The organism is Pseudomonas mosselii (genome assembly GCF_019823065.1).
Taxonomy (GTDB): domain Bacteria; phylum Pseudomonadota; class Gammaproteobacteria; order Pseudomonadales; family Pseudomonadaceae; genus Aquipseudomonas; species Aquipseudomonas mosselii.
This window is the reverse complement of the sequence record NZ_CP081966.1, coordinates 5,573,050-5,598,169: the sequence shown is the minus strand read 5'-3', so window position 1 is coordinate 5,598,169 and position 25,120 is coordinate 5,573,050. Positions and strand designations below refer to the sequence as shown.

Here is a 25,120-nt window from a genome sequence, read left to right as displayed (position 1 = left end):
CCATGAACGCCGTTGTGACCCAACGTCTCGTAGATCTGGCCCGTGCAGTTGAAGTTGCAGCGCATGGCCAGCGTACCGAGCTATGCCGAGCAGCGGCTGTTGAGCTGGGCCTGTCCCTGCCAACTCTCTATCGCAAACTTCGGGAGGTCTCTGTGACTACCCCTCGCAAGCGTCGAGCGGACGCAGGCCAGACGACACTCAGCCAGGAAGAAGCCTATTTGATCTCGGCTTTGCTCCTGGAGTCGATCCGTGCGAACAACAAACAGCTTTCAACCGTAGAGCGGGCAGTAGAACGACTTCGCAGCAACGGGCTCATTCTGGCCGGTCGTGTAGACGAGCGAACGGGTGAGGTTACCTCGCTATCGATCAGCGCTATTACTCGCGCCTTGCGTGCTTATCGCCTGCACCCTGATCAGCTGCTGCAGCCTGAGCCCGCAGTGTCGTTGGCCAGCCGTCACCCTAACCACGTTTGGCAGATCGACGCCTCTATCTCCACGCAGTTCTACCTGGATGACGATGGCGCCAAGACCATGAGCCAGGCAGAGTTCTACGACGGTAAGCCAGGCAACATGAAGAAGATCGAGCGCAAGCGTCTCTGGCGCTATGTGATCACTGAGCACACCAGCGGCACTATCTATGTGCAGTACGTCCTGGGTGCCGAGTCGGCTGAAAACCTGTGCAACGTGCTGATCTGCTGCATGCAGAAGCGCGGGGAGCATGATCCGTTCCACGGTGTGCCGTTCATCATCATGACGGACCCAGGCGCGGCAATGACTTCCGCGATCTTCCGCAACCTGTGCAAGGCGCTTGGGATTGAGCTGATCATTAACAAGGTTGGCAATGCCCGTGCCAAGGGGCAGGTTGAGCAGGCTCATAACATCGTAGAGCGGGAGTTCGAGTCCGCTCTGAAGCTGCAGAAAGCCGAAACGCTGGAGCAGATCAACGCCTGGGCTGGCCAATGGATGCGCTACCACAATGCTACCGCCATCCACACGCGACACGGCCGCACACGTTATGGCCAGTGGCTCACCATCCAGTCTGACCAACTACGCCTGGCCCCATCGCCTGAGGTGTGCCAGGAGCTAGCGGTAACTACACCTCAAACGCGGAAGGTCAATGACTTCCTGCAAGTGTCCTATCGCGGCGCACAGTTTGATGTGTCGACCGTTCCGCGCATCATGGTTGGCGACACCTTGCTGATTACTCGTAACCCTTGGCGCGACGAGGACAGCGCTCAGGTGGTGCTGTTCGGTGAGGATGGGCGCGAGACGTTCCATGTGGTCGAGCGGATTGGCGTAGACGCCAATGGCTTCAAGGTGACCTCGGCCATGATTGGCGAGAGTTTCAAGTCGCACGCAGAGACTCCGGCCCAACAGGCGCGCAAAGCCATTGAGCAACTGGTTACCGGGACCGGCTCACAGGATGAAGCTGCTGCGGCGCGCAAAACCGGGGTGCTGCCATTCAATGGCCAGATCGACCCGCACAAACACATCACCGATACGGTGCTGCCGGCCTACATGCCACGCCGTGGCACGGCCTCGCCAATCCCTGAGCCAACTGTGGAGATCCTACCGCTCTCGCATGTGGAGGCGGCAAAGCTGCTGCGCGCCCAATTGGGTAATGCGTGGACTGCCGACTCCATGGCCTGGCTCAAATCCAACTACCCCAACGGCGTGCCGGAGGATCAGCTCGACGCCATCGCTCAACAACTGCGGATGCCTGCCCGGCCGGGCCTGCGGATTGTAGGAGGTGTCGCCTGATGCTGAAGCTCAAGGATGTGCTTGCCTCGATCAAAGCCTCGCAGGCCGATCTGGCCCGCGCGGTGGATCTCAGTCAGGCCGCTATCGCGCAACTGATCAACCACAACCAGTGGCCGAAGTCGCTGGACCAAGCTGCTCTGCAGGACCGCATTGAGACGTTCCTGGCACAGCGAGGCGCCAACCTCGTTGCCATCGGTGCAGCATTCGAAGAAATGGAGCCCCGGCGCGCCAACGCCGAGGCCCCAGCATCCCCACCCGAAAACGACCAAGTAAACGAACAGGAGTGCGAGCCCATGCTAATGGCCAAACAGGTACTTACACCAGCAGCCCGTAAACAGTTCGGTCTGTTCCGCGATCCGCTCGATGAGCTGCAGGATGCCGAGGACATGTACGTAAGCCCCGATATCCGGTACGTCCGTGAGTCCATGTACCAGGTCGCACGGCATGATGGGTTCATGGCAGTGATCGCGGAGTCCGGCGCGGGCAAGAGCACGCTGCGCCGTGATCTGCGTAACCGTCTCGAAGCTGAAAACGCGCCTGTGCTGGTGATCGAGCCTTACATCCTTGCGATGGAGGACAACGACACAAAGGGCAAAACCCTGAAAAGTACGCACATCGCGGAAGCGATCATGACTGCGGTGGCCCCCCTGGAGAAAACCAAGTCCTCGCCTGAGGCCCGTTTCGGCCAGATGCATAACGCGCTGAAGACCAGTCATGCCGCTGGTAATCGTCATCTGCTGATCATTGAAGAGGCACACTCGCTGCCAATCCCCACGCTCAAGCAGTTGAAGCGGTTGCGTGAGCTGGAAGTCGGGGGCTTTACCAAGTTGGTTTCGATCATCCTGATTGGCCAGCCCGAGCTGGCGATCAAGCTCAGCCCACGCAATGGCGAAGTGCGGGAGGTCGCGCAACGCATCGAGATTGTGACTGTGCCGCCAATTCCAGCAGACGCTGTCGAACAACACTTGGCTTTCCGGTTCGGTCGGCTTCAAAAGCCGCTGCAGGATGTCATCAGCGATTGTGGTGTCCGGGCCATTGTCGAGCGGCTCAGAACCAGTGGACGGGACAAAACCAGCCAGCTCTATCCACTCGCACTGGGCAACCTGATGAAGGCGGCGATGAATCTGGCCGCGCAGATCGGTGAGCCCGTGGTCACGGCCGACGTTGTGAAGGGGGTGTGACATGGTCACAGTCATCATGGTTACCCACAACCCGCCACCTCTGAGCATCCTGGCAGACGAGTTCCCAGTGAAGCTGTCGGCTTTTAACGAACTGACCCGCGACATGCGCAGCGCCGGTATCGAGATCATCGGTCTGAAGCTCGCTGACAACCAAATCCTGATCAAGCCCGAGAGCGTCGACTTGATGTCGCGCCGCTTCGGCCATGAACTGCGCTCGATGCGCTACTCCAGCGCCGAACGGCTCACGATCTCCACCGTGACGATCCGTGGCGTGGATGTGGTGTGGTACGGCCCGAGAAAGGAGCAGGATCAATGAGCAAGGCCGCTACTCAAGCTCCTCCCGCATCGGGAAGCCTCTCCCAGCTCAGCCACCAGGAACTCTGTGCGCTGGCGGAAGAGGCCATAAGCAAACTGTCCCGCCAGGATGAACAGATCTACCAGTTGAAGGCGTACCAGGTCCAACACAACAACCTGCTGCTAAAGCTGCTGGACCTGTTTATCGCAGGGAACTACGCAAAGATCCACGGTGAGTTGCGGTATCTCGCGGAGAGACTGCAGGACCAGCGCGCCGCAAAGGCTGCACGGAGGAAGCACTGATGACTGATCGGCTTCTTCAGTGTCGCCGCTGTCGTTGGGTGGGGCCCCTGGCTGACCTCCATCGTCGCCCGCACCCAAGCCGGTCCGGGCGTAGCGACACCGTTTGTCCGCGCTGCGGCTGCAAAACCTTTTCCCCTGCTCAGGAGCCAACCCGTGACCAATAACCAACAAACCCAGGCTGTCCTGATCCCGGCTGGCTTCGTGATGAATGCAGCAGGACACCTGGTGCCTGAGCACCAGGTCCGTGAGCATGACAAGCTGCGTGACGGTGTTGCCCGTGACCTGGGCAATGCTGCCGAGCGGATCAGCGCTTTGCTGGCCGACTTCAAGAAACAGGCGCTCGCCGACATCGCGGACCTGATTGCCGTCTCCTCCGAGCGATACGGCGTCCAGCTGGGAGGGCAGAAAGGTAACGTTTCAATCACCACCTATGATGGGCAGTACAAGATCGAACGCGCTTATGCAGATCGTATTGTCTTTACCGAGGAGATCCAGGCCGCCCGCGAACTGATCAACCAGTGCATCAGCGCTTGGTCAGAAGGAGCCAACGACCATTTGCGCGTACTGGTTGACCGCGCATTTCGGGCCAACCGCCAGGGCCAATTGATGGTGAAAGATGTCCTCAGTCTGCTGCGAGTTGAGATCAATGATCCAGCATGGAAGACAGCCATGGATGCGCTGAAAGACTCCATCCAGGTGAACGGCACCGCCGTTTACATCCGCGTCTACAAACGCCAAGGAAACACCGACCAGTACGCTCCTATCAACTTGACCTTGGCGGGGGTATGAAATGGTTGAACAAAGCACCATCAGCATTGACTCCATCATGGAGCAGGTCCAGGTCTTTGCCAGCGCTTGGTCACTGGTCGATGGCCCATTCGATCAGGGCAATGCCTTGGAAAACGCCGAAGAAGCGAAAACCGATTTACGCGAAATGTTAGAGGCCTTCTGCTCGAACACTGACTTGAAGCGTGTGGCCGAAATGCTGGTTACCTGGCATCAGCGGAAGATGGGGAACATTGAACAGGTCCTTTCATCACCAGCCGACACCGAGATTCGACTGGGCGAGACGAACCCCGTTGTGCTGACTGGTGAGAAGCTGCAAGGGTTCCGTATCGGCCTGATCATGGCTCGGTCTTGGTTCGAGAACCTCCCGCTTAAAGTCACTGACAACTCACCTGTCGAGGAGGAGTAGTCATGTCGCAGGCCAACCCCTTCATTCCAGTGGGTCGGGAGTACGGCGCAGTGGATACCGAAAGTCGCCTGCGCGCCCTGGAGAGCTTTGACGTGGGCGAGTGCCGCGCCGCGCTCGCCGTGCCTAACCTGCAGAAGACTGTCGAGAGGAAGTTGCACAGCCGCATCCGCCGGCTGGAGAGGCTCGCAGCCTCTGGGGCGAACGGGCGGGGGACCATCCAGTGAACAATGCATCGTCTAGCCCGGATCGCCTGCGTTTGATCAAGCTTATCCATGTAGCCCGCCGCGAGCTGCGGATGGATGACGACACCTATCGCCTGATGCTGTCGGGTATGAAAGGGCTTGGAGGAGCAGTGTCGTCGGCCAAACTCAGCGTTCCAAACTTGCAGCGCGTTTTGGAAGAGCTGAAGACCAAAGGCTTCAAGGTCCGTCCAAACGGAAAGGAAAAGCGGCCGCCGGCCGCTGATCCCTCATCGCGCAAGATCCGTTCGCTCTGGCTCACCTTGCGCGATCTGGGCGCTCTCAGGGATGCCTCCGAGCAAGCACTGGTGAGTTTCGTACAAGGGAGAACCGGTGCGAAGGCGCTGCAGTGGCTGACGGCTGACCAGGCCAGCCAAGTAATCGAGGAAATGAAGAAGTGGGTCGCTCGCATTGAGCGGGAGGCCAAATGAAGGCGGCAAACCGGAGCCCCGCTGGGGACTTGCTTGACGATCTGGCTGAGCAGGTATCGGCCGCTGCTGCTGAGGCCTTCGGTGTGTCCACCGATGCAGCGAATGCGTTAGGCACTGACGTTGCAATGCGGATGGTCGAGCAGTGGGGCGGTCAGCAGCTGTACATGCCCAAAGGGGTGCGAATCGAGGCCTCGCGCATGCACCATCAGATCTATGAGGAGTGGAGAGGCAACAACCACCGAGAGCTCGCTCGCAAGTACGGGTTCTCGCTTCAGTTCATCTACCGAGTCATAAAGGTGTTGCGTAAGGCTGATCTGGATAGCCGACAACGTGACATGTTCAGCCCGGTCGGTCACGATTGACCGGGCTTCCCTCTATTGCAGAATCCACAACATGATTGGATCTTCTGTCCCACCATTGGCCAGCTCAGCCCGGAGTATCCCAGGGTTTTCTCAGCTGCTCTGTTAGATTTATCTCACTTCCATTCACCTATGCAAGCTGCGCCAGGGCCTGGCGGAAGGCCGGCGGCAGGTTGTCGCCGAAGCGGATGCGGCCGTCGGCCTGGGTGAAGATGCCGGTGCGCTCCAGCCACGCCTCGAATTCCGGCCCGGGCTTCAGCCCCAGGGTCTGGCGCGCGTAGAGCGCGTCGTGGAACGAGGTGGTCTGGTAGTTGAGCATGATGTCGTCCGAGCCGGGGATGCCCATGATGAAGTTGATCCCGGCCACGCCCAGCAGGGTCAGCAGGGTGTCCATGTCGTCCTGGTCGGCTTCGGCGTGGTTGGTGTAGCAGATGTCGCAGCCCATCGGCACGCCCAGCAGCTTGCCGCAGAAATGGTCCTCGAGGCCGGCGCGGATGATCTGCTTGCCGTTGTACAGGTATTCCGGGCCGATGAAACCAACCACGGTGTTGACCAGGAACGGCTTGAAGTGGCGGGCCACGGCGTAGGCGCGGGTCTCGCAGGTCTGCTGGTCGACGCCATGGTGCGCGTTGGACGACAGCGCGCTGCCCTGGCCGGTCTCGAAGTACATCAGGTTCTGCCCGACCTTGCCGCGCTTGAGCGACAGGCCTGCCTCGTAGCCTTCCTGAAGCACGTTGAGGTTGATGCCGAAGCCGGCGTTGGCCGCTTCGGTGCCGGCGATGGACTGGAACACCAGGTCCAGCGGCATGCCACGGTTGATCGCCTCGATCGAGGTGGTGACGTGGGTCAGCACGCAGGATTGGGTGGGAATGTCGTAGCGCTGGATGATCGCATCGAGCATCTCCAGCAGCGCGCAGATCGAGGCGATGCTGTCGGTGGCCGGGTTGATGCCGATCATGGCATCGCCATTGCCGTACAGCAGGCCATCAAGGATGCTTGCGGCGATGCCGGCCGGCTCGTCGGTCGGGTGGTTGGGCTGCAGGCGCGTCGACAGCCGTCCGCGCAGCCCCATGGTGCCGCGAAAGGCGGTGACCACGCGGATTTTCTGCGCCACCAGCACCAAGTCCTGCACGCGCATGATTTTCGAAACCGCCGCCGCCATTTCCGGCGTCAGGCCCGGCGCCAGGGCGCGCAAGCTGTGCTCGTCGGCTTGCTCGCTGAGCAGCCAGTCGCGCAGCCCACCGACGGTCAGATGGCTGACCGCAGCGAAAGCTTGCGGGTCGTGGGTGTCGACGATCAGGCGGGTGACTTCGTCCTGTTCATAGGGAATCAGCGCCTCGTTGAGGAAGTGCTTGAGCGGGATGTTGGCCAGGGCCATCTGCGCCGCCACCCGCTCGCCGTCGTTGCTGGCGGCGACCCCTGCCAGGTAGTCGCCAGAGCGCGCCGGACTGGCCTTGGCCATCACCTCTTTGAGGCTGTCGAAGCGGTAGACCTGGTGGCCCACCGTATGCGTGAAACTTGCCATACAGAATCTCCAGGGCGCCGCAGGCCTGGCCTGCGGCGCAAGTCGGCAATCAGTGCAGGGCCTCTTCGGCCTTCTGGATCGCGGCGAATTCCTCTTCCGGGGTACCGGCCACCAGGTGGTGACGGCTGTAGAAAGCAAAGTAGGCAATTAATACTGCATAGATCACTGCAGCGCCAATCACCACCCTTGGATCGACCAGGAACCCGGCGACCACGGCGATGCAGGCCAGCACCAGGGCAACGCCCGAGGTGAAGATGCCGCCGGGCGTGCGATACGGACGCTCCATTTTCGGGCGGCGGATGCGCAGGGTGATGTGCGCGGCCATCATCAGCACGTAGGACAACGTCGCGCCGAACACCGCCACCAGGATCAGCAGGTCGCCCTGGCCGGTCAGCGACAGGGCGAAGCCGATGATGCCGGGGATCACCAGGGCCAGCACCGGGGCCTTGCTCTTGTTGGTTTCCGACAGCTTGCGCGGCAGGTAGCCGGCACGGGAAAGCGCGAAGATCTGCCGCGAATAGGCGTAGATGATCGAGAAGAAACTAGCGATCAGGCCGGCCAGGCCCACCAGGTTGACGAAGCCGCCCATCCAGGTGGAGCCGCCGTAGGCCTTGGACAGTGCCTCGACCAGCGGGTTGCCCGAGGCCTTGAGGGCTTCGGAGCCGGCGCCGCCGGGGCCGACCACCAGAATCAGCAGGGCGAAGGCCAGCAGCACCAGCATCGCGCCGATCAGGCCGCGGGGCAGATCGCGTTTCGGGTTCTTGGTCTCTTCAGCGGCCAGCGGCACGCCCTCGACCGCGAGGAAGAACCAGATCGCGTAGGGAATCGCCGCCCACACCCCCACATAGCCGAACGGCAGGAAGCTGCTGGCACCGACTGCGTCGGTCTTGGCGATGTCGAACAGGTTGGCTGCATCGAAATGGGGCACCATGCCGATCAGGAACACCGCCAGGGCGATGGCGGCGACGGCGGTGATGATGAACATCAGCTTCAGCGCCTCGCCCACCCCGAAGATATGGATGCCGATGAACACGATGTAGAAGGCCAGGTAGATCATCCAGCCGCCGATGCCGAACAACGACTGGCAGTAGGCGCCGATGAACACGGCGATGGCCGCGGGGGCAATAGCGTACTCGATGAGTATCGCCGTGCCGGTGAGGAACCCGCCCCAGGGACCGAAGGCGCTGCGGGCGAAGCCATAGCCGCCGCCAGCGGTGGGGATCATCGACGACAGTTCGGCCAGGGAGAAGCACATGCACAAATACATGGTGGCCATCAGCAGGGTGGCGAGGAACATGCCGCCCCAGCCGCCCTGGGCCAAGCCGAAGTTCCACCCGGCGTAGTCGCCGGAAATCACGTAGGCCACGCCCAGGCCCACCAGCAGGACCCAGCCGGCGGCGCCTTTTTTCAGTTCACGTTGCTGGAAATAGTCCGATCCGACTTTTTCGAAGTCGACGGAGGAGCTCGCCGGCGCGCTGCCGGAATGATCGCTTGGCATAGGGTTCACCTGTTGTTTTTCTTAGGTTGCCGGAGGGACTGCCGGCCACTGGTGATTCGTTTTGCAGAAAGCGGGCCAATGGGCAGCTGCAAGCCCCAAGCCGCAAGCTTCAAGAAAAAGCAGCCCGCATCCGGCCTGCTTTTTCTTGTCGCTTGAAGCTTGGAACTTGAAGCTGCTCTTGTTAGAAGAAGCCCAGCGGGTTGATGTCGTAGCTCACCAGCAGGTTCTTGGTCTGCTGGTAGTGGTCGAGCATCATCTTGTGGGTTTCGCGGCCGACGCCGGACTTCTTGTAGCCACCGAACGCGGCATGCGCCGGGTACAGGTGGTAGCAGTTGGTCCACACGCGGCCGGCCTTGATACCGCGGCCCATGCGATAGGCGCGGTTGATGTCGCGGGTCCACACGCCGGCACCGAGGCCGAACTCGGTGTCGTTGGCGATGGCCAGGGCCTCGGCTTCGTCCTTGAAGGTGGTGACGCTGACCACCGGGCCGAAGATCTCTTCCTGGAACACACGCATCTTGTTGTTGCCCTTGAGCAGGGTCGGCTGGATGTAGTACCCGCTGGCCAGCGCGCCTTCGAGCTGCTCCACCTTGCCGCCGGTGAGCAGCTCGGCGCCTTCTTCCTGGGCAATCTTCAGGTACGACTGGATCTTCTCGAACTGCTGCTGGGATGCCTGGGCGCCGACCATGGTGTCGGTGTCCAGCGGGTCGCCGCGCTTGATCTGCAGGACCTTCTTCATCACCACTTCCATGAACTGCGGGTAGATCGACTCCTGCACCAGGGCGCGCGACGGGCAGGTGCACACCTCGCCCTGGTTGAAGAACGCCAGCACCATGCCTTCGGCGGCCTTGTCGATGAAGGCAGGCTCGGCCTGCATGATGTCCTCGAAGTAGACGTTGGGCGACTTGCCGCCCAGTTCGACGGTGGACGGGATGATGTTTTCGGCCGCGCATTTCATGATGTGCGCGCCGACCGGGGTGGAGCCGGTGAAGGCGATCTTGGCGATGCGCTTGCTGGTGGCCAGGGCTTCACCGGCCTCGCGGCCATAGCCTTGCACCACGTTGAGCACGCCCTTGGGCAACAGGTCGCCGATCAGCTCCAGCAGCACGGTGATGCCCAGCGGCGTCTGCTCGGCCGGCTTGAGCACCACGCAGTTGCCGGCGGCCAGGGCCGGGGCCAGCTTCCAGGCGGCCATCAGCAGCGGGAAGTTCCACGGGATGATCTGCCCGACCACGCCCAGTGGCTCGTGGATGTGGTAGGCCACGGTGGTTTCGTTGATCTCGGCGGCGCCGCCTTCCTGGGCGCGGATGCAGCCGGCGAAGTAGCGGAAGTGATCGACCGCCAGCGGGATGTCGGCGTTGAGGGTTTCGCGGATCGGCTTGCCGTTGTCCCAGGTCTCGGTGATGGCCAGCAGTTCGAGGTTCTGCTCGATGCGGTCGGCGATGCGCAGCAGGACGTTGGAGCGGTCCTGTACCGAGGTGCGGCCCCAGGCGTCGGCGGCGGCATGGGCGGCGTCGAGGGCCTTTTCGATGTCTTCGGCGCCGGAACGGGGGAATTCGGCGATCGGCTGGCCGTTCACTGGCGAGGTGTTGGTGAAGTACTCACCCTTTACCGGAGGAACGAACTCACCACCGATGTAGTTGCCGTAGCGGCTCTTGAAGGAAACCTTCGCGCCCTCGGTACCGGGATGTGCGTAACGCATGGTGTGTCTCCTGGTCATTGTGATTGTTGCGGAGTTTCCTAGCGTAGAGCAAAGGTCGGGCCAGTGCCTGGAGGGCCTTGTGTATCAATGACTTGGGTCAAGATCGGGCAGTGGCTGGCGCCGCCCTGTGCCAGGGCCGACACGGCCTGGGTGACACTTTGTACCGTTTACGACACAACCTGTGACCACAGGGTCAGTGCAGCATTGCAAAGCGTTGCCGCCTGGAGGATGCTGGCAACACGCTCTATCTGCGGAGAACAACTACAAATGCAGAGCAACCCGTTCAGTCGCCATGCCCAGCAAGTGCTCACGGTCGCCCACGGCCAGGCCAGCGGGCCGGGCAGCGACCCGTCGATCGCCCGCTCCTGGCTGCGCTGCCTCGAGGATTACCACCTCGATCCGGCCCGGGCCCAGGCCCCGGTGGTGCTCGAGCACGGCCGCCTGCTGGAGAGCCGCGAGCGTCTGCACCAGGTTCTGCAGATCGCCGACAACGAGATGAACAGCCTGCACCAGCAGCTCTCCGGCAGCGGTCACGCGGTGCTGCTGACCGACGCCCGCGGGGTGATCCTCAACTGCGTCTGCGCCCCCGGCGAGCGGCGTATTTTCGAGCGCGCCGGGCTGTGGTTGGGCGCCGACTGGAGCGAAGCCCGCGAGGGCACCAACGGCATCGGCACCTGCCTGGTCGAGCGCCAGGCCCTGACCATTCACCGGGACGAACATTTCCGTGGCCGACACACCGGCCTGACCTGCTCGGCCAGCCCGGTATTCGACCCCCATGGCGAGCTGCTGGCGGTGCTCGACGTATCGTCGGCACGGCCGGATGTGTCGCGCCAGAGCCAGTTCCACACCATGGCCCTGGTCAACCTGTCGGCGAAGATGATCGAAAGCTGCTATTTCCTGCGTCATTTCGAGCAGCAGTGGTTGCTGCGCTTCCACCTGCAGGCGGAGTCGGTCGGCCTGTTCAGCGAAGGGTTGCTGGCCTTTGACGGTGACGGGCGGATCTGCGCCGCCAACCAGAGCGCCTTGAACCTGCTGGGCACCATCCGTGGCGGCGTGCTGGGCAAGCCGCTGGACAGGTTCTTCGCCTGCAGCCACGACGAGCTGTTCAGTCGCGCCACGCCCCAGGGCAGCAGCGCCTGGCCGCTGCACACCCGCGATGGCCGCCAGGTGTTCGCCAGCCTGCGTGGCCAGGCCCGTGCGCCGGTGTGGTCGGTGCCGGTGGCCTTGCCCCACGCCAGTGCCCCCGGCATTTGCCTGCTCGACCCAGCCCTGCGCGAGGACTTTCGTCGTGCCGTGCGGGTGTTCGAGCGCGATGTGCCCCTGCTGCTGCGCGGCGAGACCGGCTGCGGCAAGGAGGCCTTCGCCCAGGCCGTGCACCAGGCCAGCTCGCGTCGGCACAAGCCGTTCGTGGCAATCAACTGCGCGTCGATTCCCGAGAGCTTGATCGAAAGCGAGCTGTTCGGCTATCGCGGCGGCAGCTTCACCGGCGCGCGCAAGGAGGGCATGCGCGGCAAGCTGTTGCAGGCCGATGGCGGCACCTTGCTGCTGGACGAGATCGGCGACATGCCGCTGGCGCTGCAGACCCGCCTGTTGCGGGTGCTCGAGGAGCGTCAGGTGGTGCCCATTGGCGGCGAGCCGCAGGCGGTGGATGTGCGGATCGTCAGCGCCACCCACCGTGACCTGCTGGAACGGGTGGCGCAGGGCGGTTTCCGCGAAGACCTCTACTACCGCCTCAATGGCCTGGAAGTCGCCCTGCCGGCGCTGCGCGAGCGCAGCGACAAGGCGCAGTTGCTGGACTTCCTGCTGGCGCAGGAGACCGAGGGCCAGGCCATCGGCCTCGACCCGGCCGCCCGCCAGGCGCTGTTGGACTTCACCTGGCCGGGTAACGTGCGGCAGATGAGGAATGTGCTGCGTACCTTGGTGGCGTTGTGCGAAGGCGCGCACATCGAGTTTTCCGATCTCCCGGCAATTGTTCGCAATAGCGCGGCCTCCGCAGGAGCGGCCTTGTGTCGCGAAAGGGCCGCAGAGCGGCCCCAGGATCCCGAAAACGCCGGGGCTGCTGCGCAGCCCTGTCGCGGCACAAGGCCGCTCCTATACGCCGAGCGCGATGCACTGCTCACCGTACTGGAGGCAAACCGCTGGCACTTGACCCATGTCGCCGAGCAGTTGGGCATCAGCCGCAATACCTTGTATCGAAAACTGCGCAAACACGGCATCGCCAGGGTCGGATGAGCGAAACAGCGAGTGCGATTTCCCTCGCCCTGGGCTACCCTGCCTCGACGTTTTGCGAGGTCGATCATGCACATTCATATTCTCGGTATTTGCGGCACTTTCATGGGTTCGCTGGCCGTGCTGGCCAAGGAGCTGGGCCACCGCGTCACCGGCTCCGACGCCAACGTCTATCCCCCGATGAGCACCCAGCTCGAGGCCCAGGGCATCGAGCTGACCCAGGGCTACGACCCGGCCCAGCTGGAGCCGGCACCTGACCTGGTGGTGATCGGCAACGCCATGTCGCGGGGCAACCCGGCGGTGGAGTACGTGCTGAACAAAGGCCTGCCCTATGTGTCCGGCCCGCAGTGGCTGGCCGACCATGTGCTGCAGGGCCGCTGGGTATTGGCCGTGGCCGGTACCCACGGCAAGACCACCACCAGCAGCATGCTGGCCTGGGTTCTGGAACACGCTGGCATGAGCCCGGGCTTCCTGATCGGCGGCGTGCCGCAGAACTTCTCGGTGTCGGCGCGCCTGGGCGCAACGCCGTTCTTCGTGGTCGAGGCCGACGAATACGACAGCGCCTTCTTCGACAAACGCTCCAAGTTCGTCCACTACCACCCGCGCACCGCGATCCTCAACAACCTGGAGTTCGATCACGCGGATATCTTCCCCGACCTGGCGTCCATCGAGCGGCAGTTCCACCATCTGGTGCGCACCATCCCCAGCGAAGGCCTGGTCATCCACCCGACCACCGAGCAGGCGCTGGAGCGGGTCATCGGCATGGGCTGCTGGACCCCGGTGCAGACCACCGGCGAAGGCGGGCAATGGCAGGCGCGGCTGCTCAGCGCCGACGGCTCGCGTTTCGAGGTGCTGTTCGAAGGTCAGGCGCAGGGTGTGGTGGATTGGGCGTTGACCGGTCAGCACAACGTCGCCAACGCCCTGGCTACCTTGGCCGCCGCCCGTCATGTCGGCGTGGCGCCGGCCATGGGTATCGAAGGCCTGAGCGCGTTCAAGAGCGTCAAGCGGCGCATGGAGAAGGTCGCCGAAGTGCAGGGCGTGACCATCTATGACGACTTCGCTCACCACCCGACCGCCATCGCCACCACCCTCGACGGTCTGCGCAAGCGCGTCGGCGAGGCACCGGTGATTGCGGTGATCGAGCCGCGCTCCAACTCCATGAAGCTCGGTGCCCACCGCGATGGCCTGCCGGAAAGCGTCAACGACGCCGACCAGGTGATCTGGTACGCGCCGCCCAACCTGGGCTGGGACCTGGCGGGCACCGCCGCGCAGTGCAAGGTGCCGAGCGTGGTGGCCGACAGCCTTGAAGCCATCATCGAGCGCATCAAGGGCCAGGCCCGGCCGGGCACCCATGTGGTGATCATGAGCAACGGCGGCTTCGGTGGCCTGCACGGCAAGCTGGCCGAGGCGCTGAAGTGAGCGGGCCGGAACGCATCACCCTGGCCATGACCGGCGCCTCCGGGGCGCAGTATGGCCTGCGTCTGCTCGATTGCCTGGTGCGTGAGGAGCGTGAGGTGCACTTCCTCGTCTCCAAGGCCGCGCAACTGGTGATGGCCACCGAGACCGACGTGCTGCTGCCGGCCAAGCCCCAGGCCATGCAGGCGTTCCTCACCGAGTACACTGGCGCGGCCGACGGACAGATCCGCGTGTACGGCAAGGAAGACTGGATGTCGCCGGTGGCCTCGGGCTCCGGCGCGCCGGCGGCGATGGTGGTGGTGCCCTGTTCCACCGGGACCCTTTCGGCGATCGCCACGGGCGCCTGCAACAACCTGATCGAGCGCGCCGCCGACGTGACCCTCAAGGAGCGTCGGCAATTGATCCTGGTGCCGCGCGAGGCGCCGTTCTCCACCATCCACCTGGAGAACATGCTCAAGCTGTCGCAGATGGGCGCGGTGATCCTGCCGGCGGCACCGGGGTTCTACCACCAGCCGCAGAGCATCGACGACCTGGTCGATTTCGTCGTGGCGCGCATCCTCAATCTGCTGAACATCCCGCAGGACATGCTGCCGCGCTGGGGCGAGCATCACTATGGGGTCGATGATTGAAGCGGGTGCTGGCGGGGCTGGTGATACTGGTCCAGCTCGGCGGCTGCGCCACGGTGCGCACCCTCGACGCCAACAAGCCGGGGGCGCCGGTGGTGTATGCCGGGACGCGCCTGGACCTGTACGTGATCAACGGCGGTTGTTGTCCCCTGGACCGCTTTGGCGCCGAAGCGCCGGCCTATCCGGGGCTGGACCTGCCGGGCAGTGCGTTGCTGGATACCTTGCTGCTGCCGTTGTCGTTGTTGACGGCGGCGGGGGTGGGCTTTAACGCCACCGGTGGTCTTTGATAGCCAAGGGCTGCTCTGCAGCACAATCGCCGGCTTGCCGGCGATTGGCGTGGTTCAGGACTGACTATTTCTTCCCCAGCTTGCGCAGTTCGTCGGACTCAACCACCCGAATCCCATCTTCCTCTTCCAGCGCCAGACGCCACAGCGCCCGAGCCAGGGTGCAGGCCTCGATGCCCCGGTACTTGCCCGGTATCAGGCGGGCGAAGGGCGCTGCCATCCGTTCCCCCAGACGCGGCTCGATCCGCTCGCCCAGCAACAGCGAAGGCCGCACGATGGTCAACTGCGGCCAGTCCTGCTGCTTGAGCGCCTCTTCCATCTCGCCCTTGACCCGGTTGTAGAAGACCGACGATTTCGGATCGGCGCCCAAGGCGCTGATTACCAGCAGGTGGCGGGCGCCCATCTCGCGGGCACGCTTGCTGAAGGCCACGACCATGTCCAGGTCGACGGCGCGGAACGCATTTTCCGAGCCGGCCTGCTTGAGCGTGGTGCCCAGGCAGCAGAAGGCGATATCGACACGGCCGGCCAGTTGCGGGAGAAACACAGCCGGGTCGCCCACCGGGTTTTCCAGGTGCGGGTGCTCGGCCAGGGGGCGGCGGGTCGGTGCCAGAACGCGGCTGATGGTGGGCTCGTTGAGCAGGCGGTCGAGCAGGTGTTCACCCGTCAGACCCGTGGCACCGGCAAGCAGGACATGTTGAGGCGTCAGGTACATGATGTCTCTCCCTCGTTACTACACAGCTTAGTGGGCACCAGGTGTTTTTGCCTGTTGCCCAGAAGCTGGCTGGGCTTCATTGCGCAGGGCTTGCTCGGCCTGTTGGCGGCGCAGGCGCTGCCAGTGGCTGATCACTGCTGGCGGCGCCCAGAGCTGCGGCTCCGAGGCTTCGAAGCCCTCCCTTCGTTCTCTTTCGGCAACGCTTTGACGCGCCAGTTCAAACGCCTGTTTCAAGTCGTCGGTCTGGTTCAGCGCCTGGGCGAACAGGGCGTCGCCGAAATAGGTGAAGTCGGCTTCTTCGGAGCAGCCGAACGACACCCGGTCGGGGCGCGCGGCGGTCATGACCAGGGTGCGGTCGTCCTTGAGCGGAGCGATGTAGCCACCCGAATAGCAGGCCGAGATGACGATTACCTTGTCGCGGTCTTTCAGCGGGGCCAGGGCGCTGGCCAGCTCGTCCGCGGAGAGGTCGGCCAGTTGCAGGCGCGGCTGGTCGAGGACCAGTTGGTGGTCATGGCTGCCATGGCTGGTCAGGTAGATGAACACCAGGTCCTCGGGGCCGCTGCGCTCGGCCAGGGTGCGGGCGGCGCGGGTGAGGTTCTCGCGGGTGGCCATCGGGCGGTCGGCCAGGTGGTCGCGATGGTTGACCAGGGTCACCTGGCCGTGGGCGCCGAAGCGCACCTTGAGCATGTTGCTGACATAGTCGGCTTCGCGCAGGAATACGCTCTGCTGGCCGTCGCCGGCTACCACCAGGCTGTACAGCTGCACCGGCGGCACCGACGCCGGCACCTTGGCCAGGGCATCGGCCAGCAGCTTGCCCTGGTTGAGCAAGGCCAGGTCCAGTGGGTCGGGCAGCAGTTTGCCCTGGGCATCGCGCACGCGCACGCCGTTGACCCAGGTGCCGCTCTCGATCCGTCCGTCCGGGTGGGTCAGCTTGCCGCGACCGTGGTAGGTGTCGTCGGCGAAACCGCCGACGTACTGGCTGCCGTCGGCCAGCTGCAAGGTACCGCTGCCGGCGAAGCGCCAGTCGCGAAAACCTCCCTTGTAGCGGCTGCCGTCGCTGCCCAGCAGTTCGCCCTGGCCGACCAGTGATCCATCCTTGAAGTCGCCGATCCAGACGTCGCCGTCGGCGCTCTCGTAGCGCCCCCGGCCTTCGAGGCGGTTGTCCTTGAATTCGCCGATGTACTGCTCGCCGTCGGCGCTGTCATAGGTGCCGGCGCCTTGCAACTGCCCGTCGATGAAGTGGCCGCTGAACTGGTTGCCGCTGGCGTCGCTGCGCACTCCGGCGCCATTGGGCTTGCCCTTGGCGAACAGCCCCTGGTAGCGGCTGCCGTCGGCCAGTTCGAGTTGGCCGGCGCCTTCGTACTGGTCGTCCTTGAACTGGCCGCGGTAGGTCTGGTCGTTCTGCTTGAGCGTGCCCTCGCCGTCGCGTCGGCCATGCTTGAAGGTGCCTGCATAATGGCTTCCGGGGGTGGTCAGGTCGCCCAGCCCCTGGAACAGGCCTGCACTGAACTGGCCGCGATAGACCTCGCCGTTGCTGCCATGCCATTCGCCTTGGCCATGCCACTGGCCGTCCTTGAAGGTGCCGGCATACCAGCTGCCGTTGGGGTAGTCGATGCGTCCCTCGCCTTGCAGCAGCCCATCGACCACCTGGCCGCGGTAGCGGCCGCCGTCGGGCAACCGGGCGTCCGGAGGCGACAACGGTTCACCTTCGCCGCAGGCGGCAAGCAACAGGATCAAGGTCAGGGGAAGCAGGGGGCGCATGGCGGGTTCCGCGGCAATCGATGCGCCGAGTATGCCGCAGAATGCGCGGGGGCGTGAATCGGGGCCGCGTGGCGGCCCCAGGGGCGTATCAAACGAAGCAGAGCGACAGCGGTTCGGCGATGTAGGCGGGTTTTTCTTCGCCTTCGATCTCGAGGGTGACGGTGGCCTTGAGCAGCCACTGCCCCGGTTTCTTCTCGGTGGCGTCGGTCAGGTCGACCTTCAGTCGCACCTGGCTGTCGACCTTCACCGGTTGAATGAAGCGCACGCTGTCCAGGCCGTAGTTGACCACCATCTTCAGTCCTTCGGGCAGCACGAGGATGTCTTCCATCAGCTTGGGGATCAGCGACAGGGTGAGGAAACCATGGGCGATGGTGGTACCGAACGGCGTTTTCTTCGCCTTTTCGGGATCGACATGGATGAACTGGAAATCGCCAGTGGCCTCTGCGAACAGGTTGATGCGTTGCTGATCGATCTTCAGCCAGGCGGAACGTCCCAGTTCCTTGCCAACGTACTGCGAAAGCTCTGTAACGGGTACATAGGGCATCGCGACATCTCCAGATTGTCATTTGGTACGAGTGTGCAAGATCAGCACGGCGAACCGTTTCAGTCAAGTTGACTGCTTTTCGCCGAATATCGCCTTATAGCCAGTTGCTTAGCGTGCTTATAATGGCCGCCATGCTTTGAGGGAGGTCCATATGCTGTTGCGTGGTTTGACCTGGCTGGTGCTGTTCCAGTTGCTGGGAACGGCGATCAACCACCTGTTGCTGCCCATCCTGCCCGGGCCCATCATCGGCCTGTTGTTGTTGATGGCCTTCCTGATGACCCGTGGCGAGGTTGGCGAGCCGCTCAACGAGGCCGCTGGCAGCCTGTTGCGCTACCTGCCGCTGCTGCTGGTGCCGCCGGCGGTGGGGGTGATGGTCTATGCCAGGGACATCGCCGCCGACTTCTGGGCCATCGTCGGGGCCTTGCTGATCTCCTGCCTGCTGACCCTCGTGTTCGTCGGCGTGCTGATGCAGAAGCTGATCCACCGCCAGGGCAAGCGCGAGGAGCAGCCATGATCCTCGACTGGCACGGCGCACTCGAGGCGGTCATCCATCATCCGTTGTTCGGCATCGGCATCACGTTGGCCGCCTACCAGCTGGTGCTGGCGGGCTACGAGAAGACCCGCTGGATCTTCCTGCAACCGGTGCTGGTGTCGATGCTGGTAGTGATCGGCATCCTCCTGGCCTGCGGCATCGACTACGCCGAATACCGCAAGAGCACCGAGATCATGAACATCCTCCTGGGGCCGGCCACCGTGGCCCTGGCGGTACCGCTCTACCTCAACCTGCGGCGCATTCGGCAGCTGTTCTGGCCGACTTTTACTACGCTGGTAGTCGGAGGCCTGTTCGCCACCGTGGCGTGCCTGGCGCTGGGGTGGTGGTTCGGTGCCGAACACATGATCCTGATGACCATGGCGCCGAAATCGGTCACTTCGCCGATCGCCATGCTGGTGGCCGAGCAGATCGGCGGTGTGGCGGCCTTGGCCGCGGTGTTCGTACTGATCACCGGGGTGATCGGTGCGATCTTCGGCCCGGCGCTGTTGACCCGATGCGGCGTGCTCAGCCCCGAGGCGCGAGGCATGGCGCTAGGGGTGACCGCCCATGCGGTGGGCACTTCGGTGGCCTTGCAGGAAAGTGATGAATGCGGCGCCTTCGCCGCGCTGGCGATGAGCCTGATGGGGGTGGCCACGGCGGTGTTCCTGCCGTTGGCGGTCAGCCTGGTGGCTTGAGGAGTCGAGATGACGTTACCGCTGTTTCCCCTCAATACCGTGCTGTTCCCCGGTTGCCTGCTCGACCTGCAGATCTTCGAGGCGCGCTACCTGGACATGATCGGCCGCTGCATGAAGCAGGGTGCCGGTTTCGGCGTGGTGTGCATCCTTGAAGGCGAGCAGGTGGGCAAGGCACCGCCGGTGGTGGCCTCGCTCGGCTGCGAGGCGCTGATCCGCGATTTCGTGCAGCAGGACAACGGCCTGCTGGGTATTCGCGTCGAGGGCGTGCGGCGGTTTCGTGTCGAGCAGACCGAGGTGCAGAAGGACCAGCTGATGCTCGCCGAGGTGCAATGGCTCGCGGACCTGCCGGACAGTCCATTGGTGGAGCAGGACGACGACCTGCTGGCCTTGCTGCTGGCGTTGGGCGAGCACCCGATGGTCGAGGCGCTGGACATGCCACGCGACGTGGACGGGCGCCAGTCGCTGGGCAACCAGCTGGCGTACCTGCTTCCGTTCATGGAAGAGGACAAGCTCGACCTGCTGGCCATCGATTCGCCACAGCTGAGGCTGGAGGCGATCCAGGCGCTGCTCGAGCGGATCCAGGGCGAGTTGTTCGCCTGAGCTGCCCAAGCCCGCTCCAACACCTCGCGAGTGCATCAGTACTGGTAACGCAACAACGCCTTTGGCAGTGCATGCAGGGCAAAGAACGCCAGCAACGCGACGCAGGCCGGCAGCACCAGCCACCACACCCGTTGCGGCAGCGCCACCAGCGGTTGGCGATGCTGTACCAGGGTCAGGCTCGCCGCGCACACGCAGCACGCCAGCAGTGCCCCGGCCAGGATGTCGGTCGGCCAGTGCGCCCCGAGGTACACCCGCGACAAGGCGATCGCCAGTGCTGGCAGGCAGCCCAGCATGACCCAGGTCAGGCGCATGCGCGGTGGCTGCCCGCGACCGGCCAGTACCGCCAGCACCAGGAAGAAGGCGAAGGACGCCGAGCTGTGGCCGCTGGGCATGCTGTAGCTGGTCAGCGGATCGACCAGCACTTCGGGGCGGGCGCGAGCGAACAGCCATTTCAAGGTGCCATTGGCGGCGGCGGTGCCGATCAGCGTCGCCCCGGCGAATAAGGCATGGCGCCATTGCCGGGCCAGCAGCAGCAGGCCGGTGAGCAGGCCGCCCAGGAAGAACTGGGTGCGGAAGTCGCCCAGGCGGGTGATCAGCACCACGGCGCCGTCGATGACCTGGCTGCGGTGTTCCTGGACCAGGGTCATCACGCCCTGGTCGAACTCGTTCAGGTATGGCCAGCCGATGAACAACGCCGCCACGGCCAGGCCGCTGAGGGCGGCGATCAGGCGGGTGCCATGGCGCTGGTCGCGGATGCTGGTGCTCAGGCTCAGGCCGATCAGTACCGCCAGGGTGCCGACGACGATTCCGGCGTCCAGCCAGAACCCTTCCGGCAGTGGCAGGCGCATGGCCGCGCCGGTGGCCCAGCCCGGCAGCAGGTAGGCCACCGACCAGCCTGCGCCGGCCACCAGGCTCACGGCGATGAAGCGCGGCAGCGGCATGTCGAACATGCCGGCAACCATCGGCAGCATCGGCCGTAGCGGGCCGATGAAGCGGCCGACCAGCAGGCTGGCGATGCCGTAGCGCTGGAAGTACGCCTCGGCGCTGCCGATCCACTGCGGGTGGCTGCGCAGCAGCGGCAGGCGGCGGATGTTCTGGTGGAAGTACTTGCCGATGCCATAGGAGATCGCATCGCCCAGCACGCCGCCGAGGAAGCCCAGCAGCAACGTCTCGCCGAGGCTGAAGGCGCCGCTGCCGGCCAGCACGGCGACGGCGAACAGCAGCACGGTGCCGGGCACGATGATGCCGGCGATGGCCAGGCATTCAACGCAGGCCACGATGAAGATGGCCAGGCCCAGCCACTGCGGGTTGGCGCCAAGCCAGGCGGTCAGGCTGTCCAGCCATTGGCCCATGGTTCAGTTTCCTTGTTCGAGCATGAAGAAGTCTTTCCCTTCGACCTGGCCGCGGCGCAGCGGGTTTCGGGTGCAGAAGCGCGCGTAGTCGGCATCGACGAAGCGGTAGGGCAGGTGTTCATCGCGGCCGTGGGGGATGCCCAGGCGGGTGGTCTGGATCACCCTCGGCACCTGTATGGCGCAGTCCTCGACATACAGGCGCTCGGGGTCGAAGCGCCGGGCGTCCCAGTGCGGCACCTTCAGGCCCATGGCCCGGCACAGCAAGGTCTGGCCGTTGCACAGGCGCTCGGGAGGGCGCAGGTTGCCGCTGGCGTCGGGATTGTTCAGTTGCATCCGGGCCAGGCTGTTGGCGTCGGAGATGGCGTCGGTCCAGGGGTAGGCGGACTTGATCAGCACCGCGTTGCCCGGGCCGTGGGCGCTGAAGTTCAGCGAGTCGCCGCCACGGGCGTAGTACATGTAGATGTGCCCGCCGTCGAGGAACAGCGCCTTGCGCTTCTCGGTGAAGCCCAGGGAGGCGTGGCTGCCCTTGTCGGTCAGGTAGTAGGCCTCGGTCTCGATGATCCGCGCCGCCAGCCAGAGATCGCCGTGGCGATGGCGGATGACCTTGCCCAGCAGCTCGCGGGCGAGGGTCTGGGCATCGCGGTCGAAGAAGCTGTCGGGCAAGGCCCGGGCCGGGCAGGGGGCTGGAGCGGACATACGCACGGTTCGTGGCTGTGAAGGCGGCGATGATAGCAATGAATGGCTTAATCGAGGCTGAATCAGATTGACGCCATGGCAGGGCATTTCCGCTTCCGCCATCGGGCTGGATGCCCCAAAGGGCGTGGGCGCCGGCTTTCTCCTTGCTGGGGTTGGGGTGTTTTTCGATACGGGTGGTTACATCTTTCCTACACATTCCTTCCAGCATTTTCTACCATCCGCCACCCGCCGCTGGGCGTACCCGAGCGCTCCAGTTATAATCAGCCGATTTCCCCTTTGCCAAGACATCGAGCCCATGACCGAGTCCGTTCTTGACTACATGACCCGCCTGGGTCGCGCCGCCCGTGAGGCCTCGCGGGTGATCGGCCGTGCCAGCACCGCGCAGAAGAACCGCGCCCTGCAGGCCGCCGCCGACGCCCTCGACGCGGCCCGCGACGCGCTCACCGCAGCCAACGAACAGGACTTGGCCAACGGTCGCAAGAACGGCCTGGAGCCGGCGCTGCTCGACCGCCTGGCACTCACCCCCGCACGCATCGACGGCATGATCACCGGCCTGCGCCAGGTGGCCAGCCTGCCGGACCCGGTCGGCGCCATCCGCGACATGAGCTACCGTCCGTCGGGCATCCAGGTCGGCAAGATGCGCGTGCCGCTGGGTGTGATCGGCATCATCTACGAGTCGCGCCCCAACGTGACCATCGACGCCGCCAGCCTGTGCCTGAAGTCGGGCAACGCCACCATCCTGCGTGGCGGCTCCGAGGCCATCCACTCCAACCGCGCCATCGCCACCTGCATCCAGCGTGGCCTGGCCGAGGCCGGCCTGCCGCCGGCCGTGGTGCAGGTGGTCGAGACCACCGACCGTGAGGCCGTGGGCGCGCTGATCAGCATGCCGGAGTTCGTCGACGTGATCGTCCCGCGCGGCGGTCGTGGCCTGATCGAGCGCATCAGTCGCGATGCCCGGGTGCCAGTGATCAAGCACCTGGACGGCATCTGCCATGTCTTCGTCGATGCCCACGCCGATCTGGACAAGGCCTGGCGCGTGGCTTTCAACGCCAAGACCTACCGCTACGGCATCTGCGGCGCCATGGAAACCCTGCTGGTTGACCAGGCCGTGGCTGAGCGCTTCCTGCCGGAAATGGCCCGCCGCTTTCACGACAAGGGCGTCGAGCTGCGCGGCTGCGAGCGCACCCGGGCGATCATCGACGCCAAGCCGGCCAGCGAAGACGACTGGCACACCGAATACCTCGACGCGATCCTGTCGATCCGCGTTGTCGACGGTCTGGAGCAGGCCATCGAGCACATCAACCACTACGGTTCGCACCACACCGACTCGATCATCACCGAGCACCAGGGGCAGTCCCGGCGTTTCATCGCCGAGGTCGACTCGGCATCGGTCATGCTCAACACCCCGACCTGCTTCGCCGACGGCTTCGAGTACGGCCTGGGCGCGGAGATCGGCATCTCCACCGACAAGCTGCACGCCCGCGGCCCGGTCGGCCTGGAAGGCCTGACCTGCGAGAAGTACGTGGTGATCGGTGACGGCCAGCTGCGCGGCCAGGAGTCGTGCTGAGTTGAGCAACGCGGTGGCAGTCCGGCGTATCGGCATTCTCGGCGGGACCTTCGACCCGGTGCATATCGGCCACCTGCGCAGCGCGCTGGAAGTGGCCGAGTTCATGCGCCTCGACGAACTGCGCCTGCTGCCCAACGCCCGCCCGCCGCACCGCGACACGCCGCAGGTGTCGGCCCAGGACCGCCTGGCCATGGTGCGTAGTGCCGTGCAGGGCGTCGAGCGCCTGAGCGTGGATGACCGCGAGCTGGCCCGCGACAAGCCGTCGTACACCATCGACACCCTTGAATCGATCCGTGCGCAGCTGCACGCGCACGACCAGTTGTTCCTGGTGCTGGGTTGGGACGCGTTCTGCGGCCTGCCCAGCTGGCATCGCTGGGAAGAACTGCTGCAACACTGTCACATCCTGGTGCTGCAACGCCCGGATGCCGATGTCGAACCCCCCGACGCGCTGCGCAACTTGCTGGCGGCGCGCTCGGAGAGCGATCCCACCGCCATGTCCGGCCCGGCGGGGCACATTTCGTTCGTCTGGCAGACCCCGCTCGCGGTGTCCGCCACACAGATCCGACAGCTGCTGGCCAGCGGCAAGTCGGCGCGGTTCCTGGTGCCGGACGCAGTACTGGCCTATATCGAGGCACACGACCTGTATCGTGTGTCCAACTGACGGCGCCCGCTGGCGCCTCAATCAATGAGTTGAACGAGTTTTATATGACCAAGCAGAAAATTTACGGCGAAGAACTGGTCGCAGTGACCAAGGCCGCGCTGGAAGACGTCAAGGCCCAGGACATCCAGGTCATCGACGTGCGCGAAAAGCACAGCCTGACCGACTACATGATCATTGCCACCGGTACCTCCAACCGCCAGATCAACGCCATGGCGGAAAAGGTCCGTGAGGCGGTCAAGGCCAAGGGCGCTCAACCGCTGGGCGAAGAAGGCAAGGGCGACAGTGATTGGGTGCTGCTGGACCTCAACGACGTCATCGTCCACATGATGACCGCCGCTGCCCGCCAGTTCTACGACCTGGAGCGCCTGTGGCAGGGTGCCGAGCAAAGCCGTGCCGCCGATGGCAAGCACCACAGCCCGGAACACGCCCACGAGTATTCCGAGAAGCTCAAGGACCGGGAATAAGGAAGCGCCGTGCGTCTGCGTCTGATCGCGGTCGGCTCGCGCATGCCCAAGTGGGTCGAGGAAGGCTGGCATGAGTATGCCAAGCGCCTGCCCCCGGAGCTTGCGCTGGAGCTGGTGGAAATCCCGCTGAACACCCGCGGCAAGAATGCCGATGTCGCCCGCCTGATCCGTCAGGAGGGCGAGGCGATGCTGAGCAAGGTGCAGCCTGGGGAGCGCATCGTCACCCTCGAGGTCCATGGCAAGCCCTGGAGCACCGAGCAACTGGCGGGCGAGCTGGACCGTTGGCGCCTGGATGCGCGCACGGTCAACCTGATGGTGGGCGGCCCGGAGGGGCTGGCGCCGGAGGTGTGCGCGCGCAGCGAACAGCGCTGGTCGCTGTCGCCGCTGACGTTGCCGCACCCATTGGTAAGGATACTCATCGGCGAGCAGATCTACCGCGCCTGGACCGTGTTGTCCGGGCATCCCTACCACAAATGAACCTGTAAGCCTGTCCG

General features: G+C 64.3%; 28 protein-coding genes. 20 read left to right on the top strand and 8 right to left on the bottom strand.

Going from position 1 to position 25,120, the window contains the following annotated elements:
• Positions 1 to 2: 2 nt before the first annotated feature.
• The 9 genes from K5H97_RS25975 (at position 3) to K5H97_RS25935 (ending at position 5,765) form a co-directional block, all read left to right on the top strand.
• Positions 3 to 1,760 carry a DDE-type integrase/transposase/recombinase gene (locus K5H97_RS25975; RefSeq protein ID WP_028690360.1) on the top strand — a complete coding sequence of 586 codons (1,758 nt, stop codon included), beginning with the start codon at positions 3 to 5 and terminating at the stop codon, positions 1,758 to 1,760.
• Positions 1,760 to 2,941 carry an ExeA family protein gene (locus K5H97_RS25970; protein ID WP_028690361.1) on the top strand — a complete coding sequence of 394 codons (1,182 nt, stop codon included), beginning with the start codon at positions 1,760 to 1,762 and terminating at the stop codon, positions 2,939 to 2,941. The genes K5H97_RS25975 and K5H97_RS25970 overlap by 1 nt, the downstream gene beginning before the upstream one ends.
• A gap of 1 nt (position 2,942) precedes the next feature.
• Positions 2,943 to 3,257: a hypothetical protein gene (locus tag K5H97_RS25965; RefSeq protein WP_051555655.1), complete on the top strand. Its 315-nt coding sequence runs from the start codon at positions 2,943 to 2,945 to the stop codon at positions 3,255 to 3,257.
• Positions 3,254 to 3,538 (top strand): hypothetical protein, encoded by a 285-nt coding sequence (locus K5H97_RS25960; protein ID WP_036985994.1) that lies wholly within the window; start codon positions 3,254 to 3,256, stop codon positions 3,536 to 3,538. The genes K5H97_RS25965 and K5H97_RS25960 overlap by 4 nt, the downstream gene beginning before the upstream one ends.
• 153 nt (positions 3,539 to 3,691) lie before the next feature.
• Complete coding sequence (locus K5H97_RS25955; protein ID WP_036985996.1) at positions 3,692 to 4,327, top strand: DUF3164 family protein; 636 nt, start codon at positions 3,692 to 3,694, stop codon at positions 4,325 to 4,327.
• A 1-nt stretch (position 4,328) separates the two neighbouring features.
• Positions 4,329 to 4,733, top strand: coding sequence for a host nuclease inhibitor protein (locus K5H97_RS25950; protein ID WP_028690364.1), 405 nt, complete (start codon positions 4,329 to 4,331; stop codon positions 4,731 to 4,733).
• Positions 4,734 to 4,735: 2 nt separating this feature from the next.
• The gene (locus K5H97_RS25945; protein ID WP_028690365.1) at positions 4,736 to 4,957 is read left to right on the top strand and encodes a hypothetical protein; all 222 of its coding nucleotides are present in this window, start codon (positions 4,736 to 4,738) and stop codon (positions 4,955 to 4,957) included.
• Positions 4,954 to 5,403, top strand: a complete 450-nt coding sequence (locus tag K5H97_RS25940) for a gp16 family protein (protein WP_028690366.1) — start codon at positions 4,954 to 4,956, stop codon at positions 5,401 to 5,403. Before K5H97_RS25945 ends, K5H97_RS25940 begins: the two co-directional genes overlap by 4 nt.
• A 29-nt stretch (positions 5,404 to 5,432) precedes the next feature.
• A complete protein-coding gene (locus tag K5H97_RS25935) occupies positions 5,433 to 5,765 on the top strand; it encodes a Mor transcription activator family protein (RefSeq protein WP_169740499.1) in 333 nt (110 codons plus the stop codon).
• Between the two features lie 127 nt (positions 5,766 to 5,892).
• Here the strand turns inward: K5H97_RS25935 and K5H97_RS25930 are convergent, their stop codons facing one another.
• From K5H97_RS25930 to exaC, 3 genes are all read right to left on the bottom strand, one after another.
• Positions 5,893 to 7,287, bottom strand: coding sequence for an ethanolamine ammonia-lyase subunit EutB (locus K5H97_RS25930; protein ID WP_028690368.1), 1,395 nt, complete (start codon positions 7,285 to 7,287; stop codon positions 5,893 to 5,895).
• Between the two features lie 49 nt (positions 7,288 to 7,336).
• Positions 7,337 to 8,785: an ethanolamine permease gene (eat, locus tag K5H97_RS25925; protein ID WP_028690369.1), complete on the bottom strand. Its 1,449-nt coding sequence runs from the start codon at positions 8,783 to 8,785 to the stop codon at positions 7,337 to 7,339.
• A 181-nt stretch (positions 8,786 to 8,966) separates the two neighbouring features.
• Positions 8,967 to 10,487, bottom strand: a complete 1,521-nt coding sequence (gene exaC, locus K5H97_RS25920; RefSeq protein WP_028690370.1) for an acetaldehyde dehydrogenase ExaC — start codon at positions 10,485 to 10,487, stop codon at positions 8,967 to 8,969.
• Between the two features lie 267 nt (positions 10,488 to 10,754).
• Between exaC and K5H97_RS25915 the strand changes: the two genes are divergently transcribed.
• The 4 genes from K5H97_RS25915 (at position 10,755) to K5H97_RS25900 (ending at position 15,045) form a co-directional block, all read left to right on the top strand.
• Entirely contained in the window at positions 10,755 to 12,719 is a 1,965-nt protein-coding gene (locus tag K5H97_RS25915) for a sigma-54-dependent Fis family transcriptional regulator (RefSeq protein WP_028690371.1), read from the top strand.
• A gap of 66 nt (positions 12,720 to 12,785) precedes the next feature.
• Positions 12,786 to 14,135, top strand: a complete 1,350-nt coding sequence (gene mpl / locus K5H97_RS25910) for a UDP-N-acetylmuramate:L-alanyl-gamma-D-glutamyl-meso-diaminopimelate ligase (RefSeq protein ID WP_028690372.1) — start codon at positions 12,786 to 12,788, stop codon at positions 14,133 to 14,135.
• Positions 14,132 to 14,761 carry a flavin prenyltransferase UbiX gene (gene ubiX, locus K5H97_RS25905; protein WP_028690373.1) on the top strand — a complete coding sequence of 210 codons (630 nt, stop codon included), beginning with the start codon at positions 14,132 to 14,134 and terminating at the stop codon, positions 14,759 to 14,761. The genes mpl and ubiX overlap by 4 nt, the downstream gene beginning before the upstream one ends.
• Positions 14,758 to 15,045, top strand: a complete 288-nt coding sequence (locus tag K5H97_RS25900) for a YceK/YidQ family lipoprotein (protein WP_028690374.1) — start codon at positions 14,758 to 14,760, stop codon at positions 15,043 to 15,045. Before ubiX ends, K5H97_RS25900 begins: the two co-directional genes overlap by 4 nt.
• Before the next feature lie 64 nt (positions 15,046 to 15,109).
• Here the strand turns inward: K5H97_RS25900 and K5H97_RS25895 are convergent, their stop codons facing one another.
• The 3 genes from K5H97_RS25895 to K5H97_RS25885 all read right to left on the bottom strand — a co-directional run bounded on the left by K5H97_RS25895 (position 15,110) and on the right by K5H97_RS25885 (position 18,059).
• Positions 15,110 to 15,754: an oxidoreductase gene (locus K5H97_RS25895; RefSeq protein WP_028690375.1), complete on the bottom strand. Its 645-nt coding sequence runs from the start codon at positions 15,752 to 15,754 to the stop codon at positions 15,110 to 15,112.
• Positions 15,755 to 15,781: 27 nt separating this feature from the next.
• Positions 15,782 to 17,515 (bottom strand): C13 family peptidase, encoded by a 1,734-nt coding sequence (locus K5H97_RS25890; RefSeq protein ID WP_028690376.1) that lies wholly within the window; start codon positions 17,513 to 17,515, stop codon positions 15,782 to 15,784.
• An 88-nt stretch (positions 17,516 to 17,603) separates the two neighbouring features.
• Positions 17,604 to 18,059 carry a MaoC family dehydratase gene (locus K5H97_RS25885; RefSeq protein ID WP_028690377.1) on the bottom strand — a complete coding sequence of 152 codons (456 nt, stop codon included), beginning with the start codon at positions 18,057 to 18,059 and terminating at the stop codon, positions 17,604 to 17,606.
• 151 nt (positions 18,060 to 18,210) lie between these two features.
• On the opposite strand from K5H97_RS25885, the gene K5H97_RS25880 reads away from it, so the two are divergent.
• The 3 genes from K5H97_RS25880 to K5H97_RS25870 are packed head-to-tail and all read left to right on the top strand — an operon-like array spanning position 18,211 to position 19,886.
• A complete protein-coding gene (locus tag K5H97_RS25880; protein ID WP_028690378.1) occupies positions 18,211 to 18,573 on the top strand; it encodes a CidA/LrgA family protein in 363 nt (120 codons plus the stop codon).
• Positions 18,570 to 19,286 carry an LrgB family protein gene (locus K5H97_RS25875; protein WP_028690379.1) on the top strand — a complete coding sequence of 239 codons (717 nt, stop codon included), beginning with the start codon at positions 18,570 to 18,572 and terminating at the stop codon, positions 19,284 to 19,286. Before K5H97_RS25880 ends, K5H97_RS25875 begins: the two co-directional genes overlap by 4 nt.
• A 9-nt stretch (positions 19,287 to 19,295) precedes the next feature.
• Complete coding sequence (locus tag K5H97_RS25870) at positions 19,296 to 19,886, top strand: LON peptidase substrate-binding domain-containing protein (RefSeq protein ID WP_028690380.1); 591 nt, start codon at positions 19,296 to 19,298, stop codon at positions 19,884 to 19,886.
• A 35-nt stretch (positions 19,887 to 19,921) separates the two neighbouring features.
• On the opposite strand, the gene K5H97_RS25865 is transcribed toward K5H97_RS25870, so the two are convergent.
• Together K5H97_RS25865 and K5H97_RS25860 are read right to left on the bottom strand one after the other, a co-directional pair.
• Positions 19,922 to 21,238 carry a bifunctional DedA family/phosphatase PAP2 family protein gene (locus K5H97_RS25865; protein WP_028690381.1) on the bottom strand — a complete coding sequence of 439 codons (1,317 nt, stop codon included), beginning with the start codon at positions 21,236 to 21,238 and terminating at the stop codon, positions 19,922 to 19,924.
• Positions 21,239 to 21,241: 3 nt separating this feature from the next.
• On the bottom strand, positions 21,242 to 21,934 hold the full coding sequence (locus K5H97_RS25860) for a DNA-3-methyladenine glycosylase (protein WP_028690382.1): 693 nt from the start codon (positions 21,932 to 21,934) through the stop codon (positions 21,242 to 21,244).
• 295 nt (positions 21,935 to 22,229) lie between these two features.
• Here K5H97_RS25860 and K5H97_RS25855 point away from each other — a divergent pair, with 295 nt between their 5' ends.
• Genes K5H97_RS25855 through rlmH form a run of 4 tightly spaced genes read left to right on the top strand, consistent with a single transcriptional unit; the run spans position 22,230 to position 25,103 of the window.
• Positions 22,230 to 23,501 carry a glutamate-5-semialdehyde dehydrogenase gene (locus K5H97_RS25855; RefSeq protein ID WP_028690383.1) on the top strand — a complete coding sequence of 424 codons (1,272 nt, stop codon included), beginning with the start codon at positions 22,230 to 22,232 and terminating at the stop codon, positions 23,499 to 23,501.
• 1 nt (position 23,502) lies between these two features.
• The gene (nadD, locus tag K5H97_RS25850; RefSeq protein ID WP_028690384.1) at positions 23,503 to 24,162 is read left to right on the top strand and encodes a nicotinate-nucleotide adenylyltransferase; all 660 of its coding nucleotides are present in this window, start codon (positions 23,503 to 23,505) and stop codon (positions 24,160 to 24,162) included.
• 44 nt (positions 24,163 to 24,206) lie between these two features.
• A complete protein-coding gene (gene rsfS, locus K5H97_RS25845) occupies positions 24,207 to 24,626 on the top strand; it encodes a ribosome silencing factor (RefSeq protein ID WP_028690385.1) in 420 nt (139 codons plus the stop codon).
• A gap of 9 nt (positions 24,627 to 24,635) precedes the next feature.
• Positions 24,636 to 25,103 (top strand): 23S rRNA (pseudouridine(1915)-N(3))-methyltransferase RlmH, encoded by a 468-nt coding sequence (gene rlmH, locus K5H97_RS25840; RefSeq protein WP_023631106.1) that lies wholly within the window; start codon positions 24,636 to 24,638, stop codon positions 25,101 to 25,103.
• Positions 25,104 to 25,120: the final 17 nt, after the last annotated feature.

Coding starts and splice junctions, on each gene's coding strand:
- K5H97_RS25875 (WP_028690379.1), top strand. CDS start 18,570: ATGATCCTCGACTGGCACGGCGCACTCGAGGCGGTCATCCATCATCCG.
- K5H97_RS25855 (WP_028690383.1), top strand. CDS start 22,230: ATGACCGAGTCCGTTCTTGACTACATGACCCGCCTGGGTCGCGCCGCC.
- K5H97_RS25945 (WP_028690365.1), top strand. CDS start 4,736: ATGTCGCAGGCCAACCCCTTCATTCCAGTGGGTCGGGAGTACGGCGCA.
- K5H97_RS25915 (WP_028690371.1), top strand. CDS start 10,755: ATGCAGAGCAACCCGTTCAGTCGCCATGCCCAGCAAGTGCTCACGGTC.
- K5H97_RS25865 (WP_028690381.1), bottom strand. CDS start 21,238: ATGGGCCAATGGCTGGACAGCCTGACCGCCTGGCTTGGCGCCAACCCG.
- K5H97_RS25975 (WP_028690360.1), top strand. CDS start 3: ATGAACGCCGTTGTGACCCAACGTCTCGTAGATCTGGCCCGTGCAGTT.
- K5H97_RS25895 (WP_028690375.1), bottom strand. CDS start 15,754: ATGTACCTGACGCCTCAACATGTCCTGCTTGCCGGTGCCACGGGTCTG.
- exaC (WP_028690370.1), bottom strand. CDS start 10,487: ATGCGTTACGCACATCCCGGTACCGAGGGCGCGAAGGTTTCCTTCAAG.
- K5H97_RS25960 (WP_036985994.1), top strand. CDS start 3,254: ATGAGCAAGGCCGCTACTCAAGCTCCTCCCGCATCGGGAAGCCTCTCC.
- K5H97_RS25870 (WP_028690380.1), top strand. CDS start 19,296: ATGACGTTACCGCTGTTTCCCCTCAATACCGTGCTGTTCCCCGGTTGC.
- K5H97_RS25930 (WP_028690368.1), bottom strand. CDS start 7,287: ATGGCAAGTTTCACGCATACGGTGGGCCACCAGGTCTACCGCTTCGAC.
- K5H97_RS25965 (WP_051555655.1), top strand. CDS start 2,943: ATGGTCACAGTCATCATGGTTACCCACAACCCGCCACCTCTGAGCATC.
- eat (WP_028690369.1), bottom strand. CDS start 8,785: ATGCCAAGCGATCATTCCGGCAGCGCGCCGGCGAGCTCCTCCGTCGAC.
- K5H97_RS25950 (WP_028690364.1), top strand. CDS start 4,329: ATGGTTGAACAAAGCACCATCAGCATTGACTCCATCATGGAGCAGGTC.
- K5H97_RS25880 (WP_028690378.1), top strand. CDS start 18,211: ATGCTGTTGCGTGGTTTGACCTGGCTGGTGCTGTTCCAGTTGCTGGGA.
- K5H97_RS25890 (WP_028690376.1), bottom strand. CDS start 17,515: ATGCGCCCCCTGCTTCCCCTGACCTTGATCCTGTTGCTTGCCGCCTGC.
- mpl (WP_028690372.1), top strand. CDS start 12,786: ATGCACATTCATATTCTCGGTATTTGCGGCACTTTCATGGGTTCGCTG.
- rsfS (WP_028690385.1), top strand. CDS start 24,207: ATGACCAAGCAGAAAATTTACGGCGAAGAACTGGTCGCAGTGACCAAG.
- K5H97_RS25860 (WP_028690382.1), bottom strand. CDS start 21,934: ATGTCCGCTCCAGCCCCCTGCCCGGCCCGGGCCTTGCCCGACAGCTTC.
- K5H97_RS25970 (WP_028690361.1), top strand. CDS start 1,760: ATGCTGAAGCTCAAGGATGTGCTTGCCTCGATCAAAGCCTCGCAGGCC.
- K5H97_RS25885 (WP_028690377.1), bottom strand. CDS start 18,059: ATGCCCTATGTACCCGTTACAGAGCTTTCGCAGTACGTTGGCAAGGAA.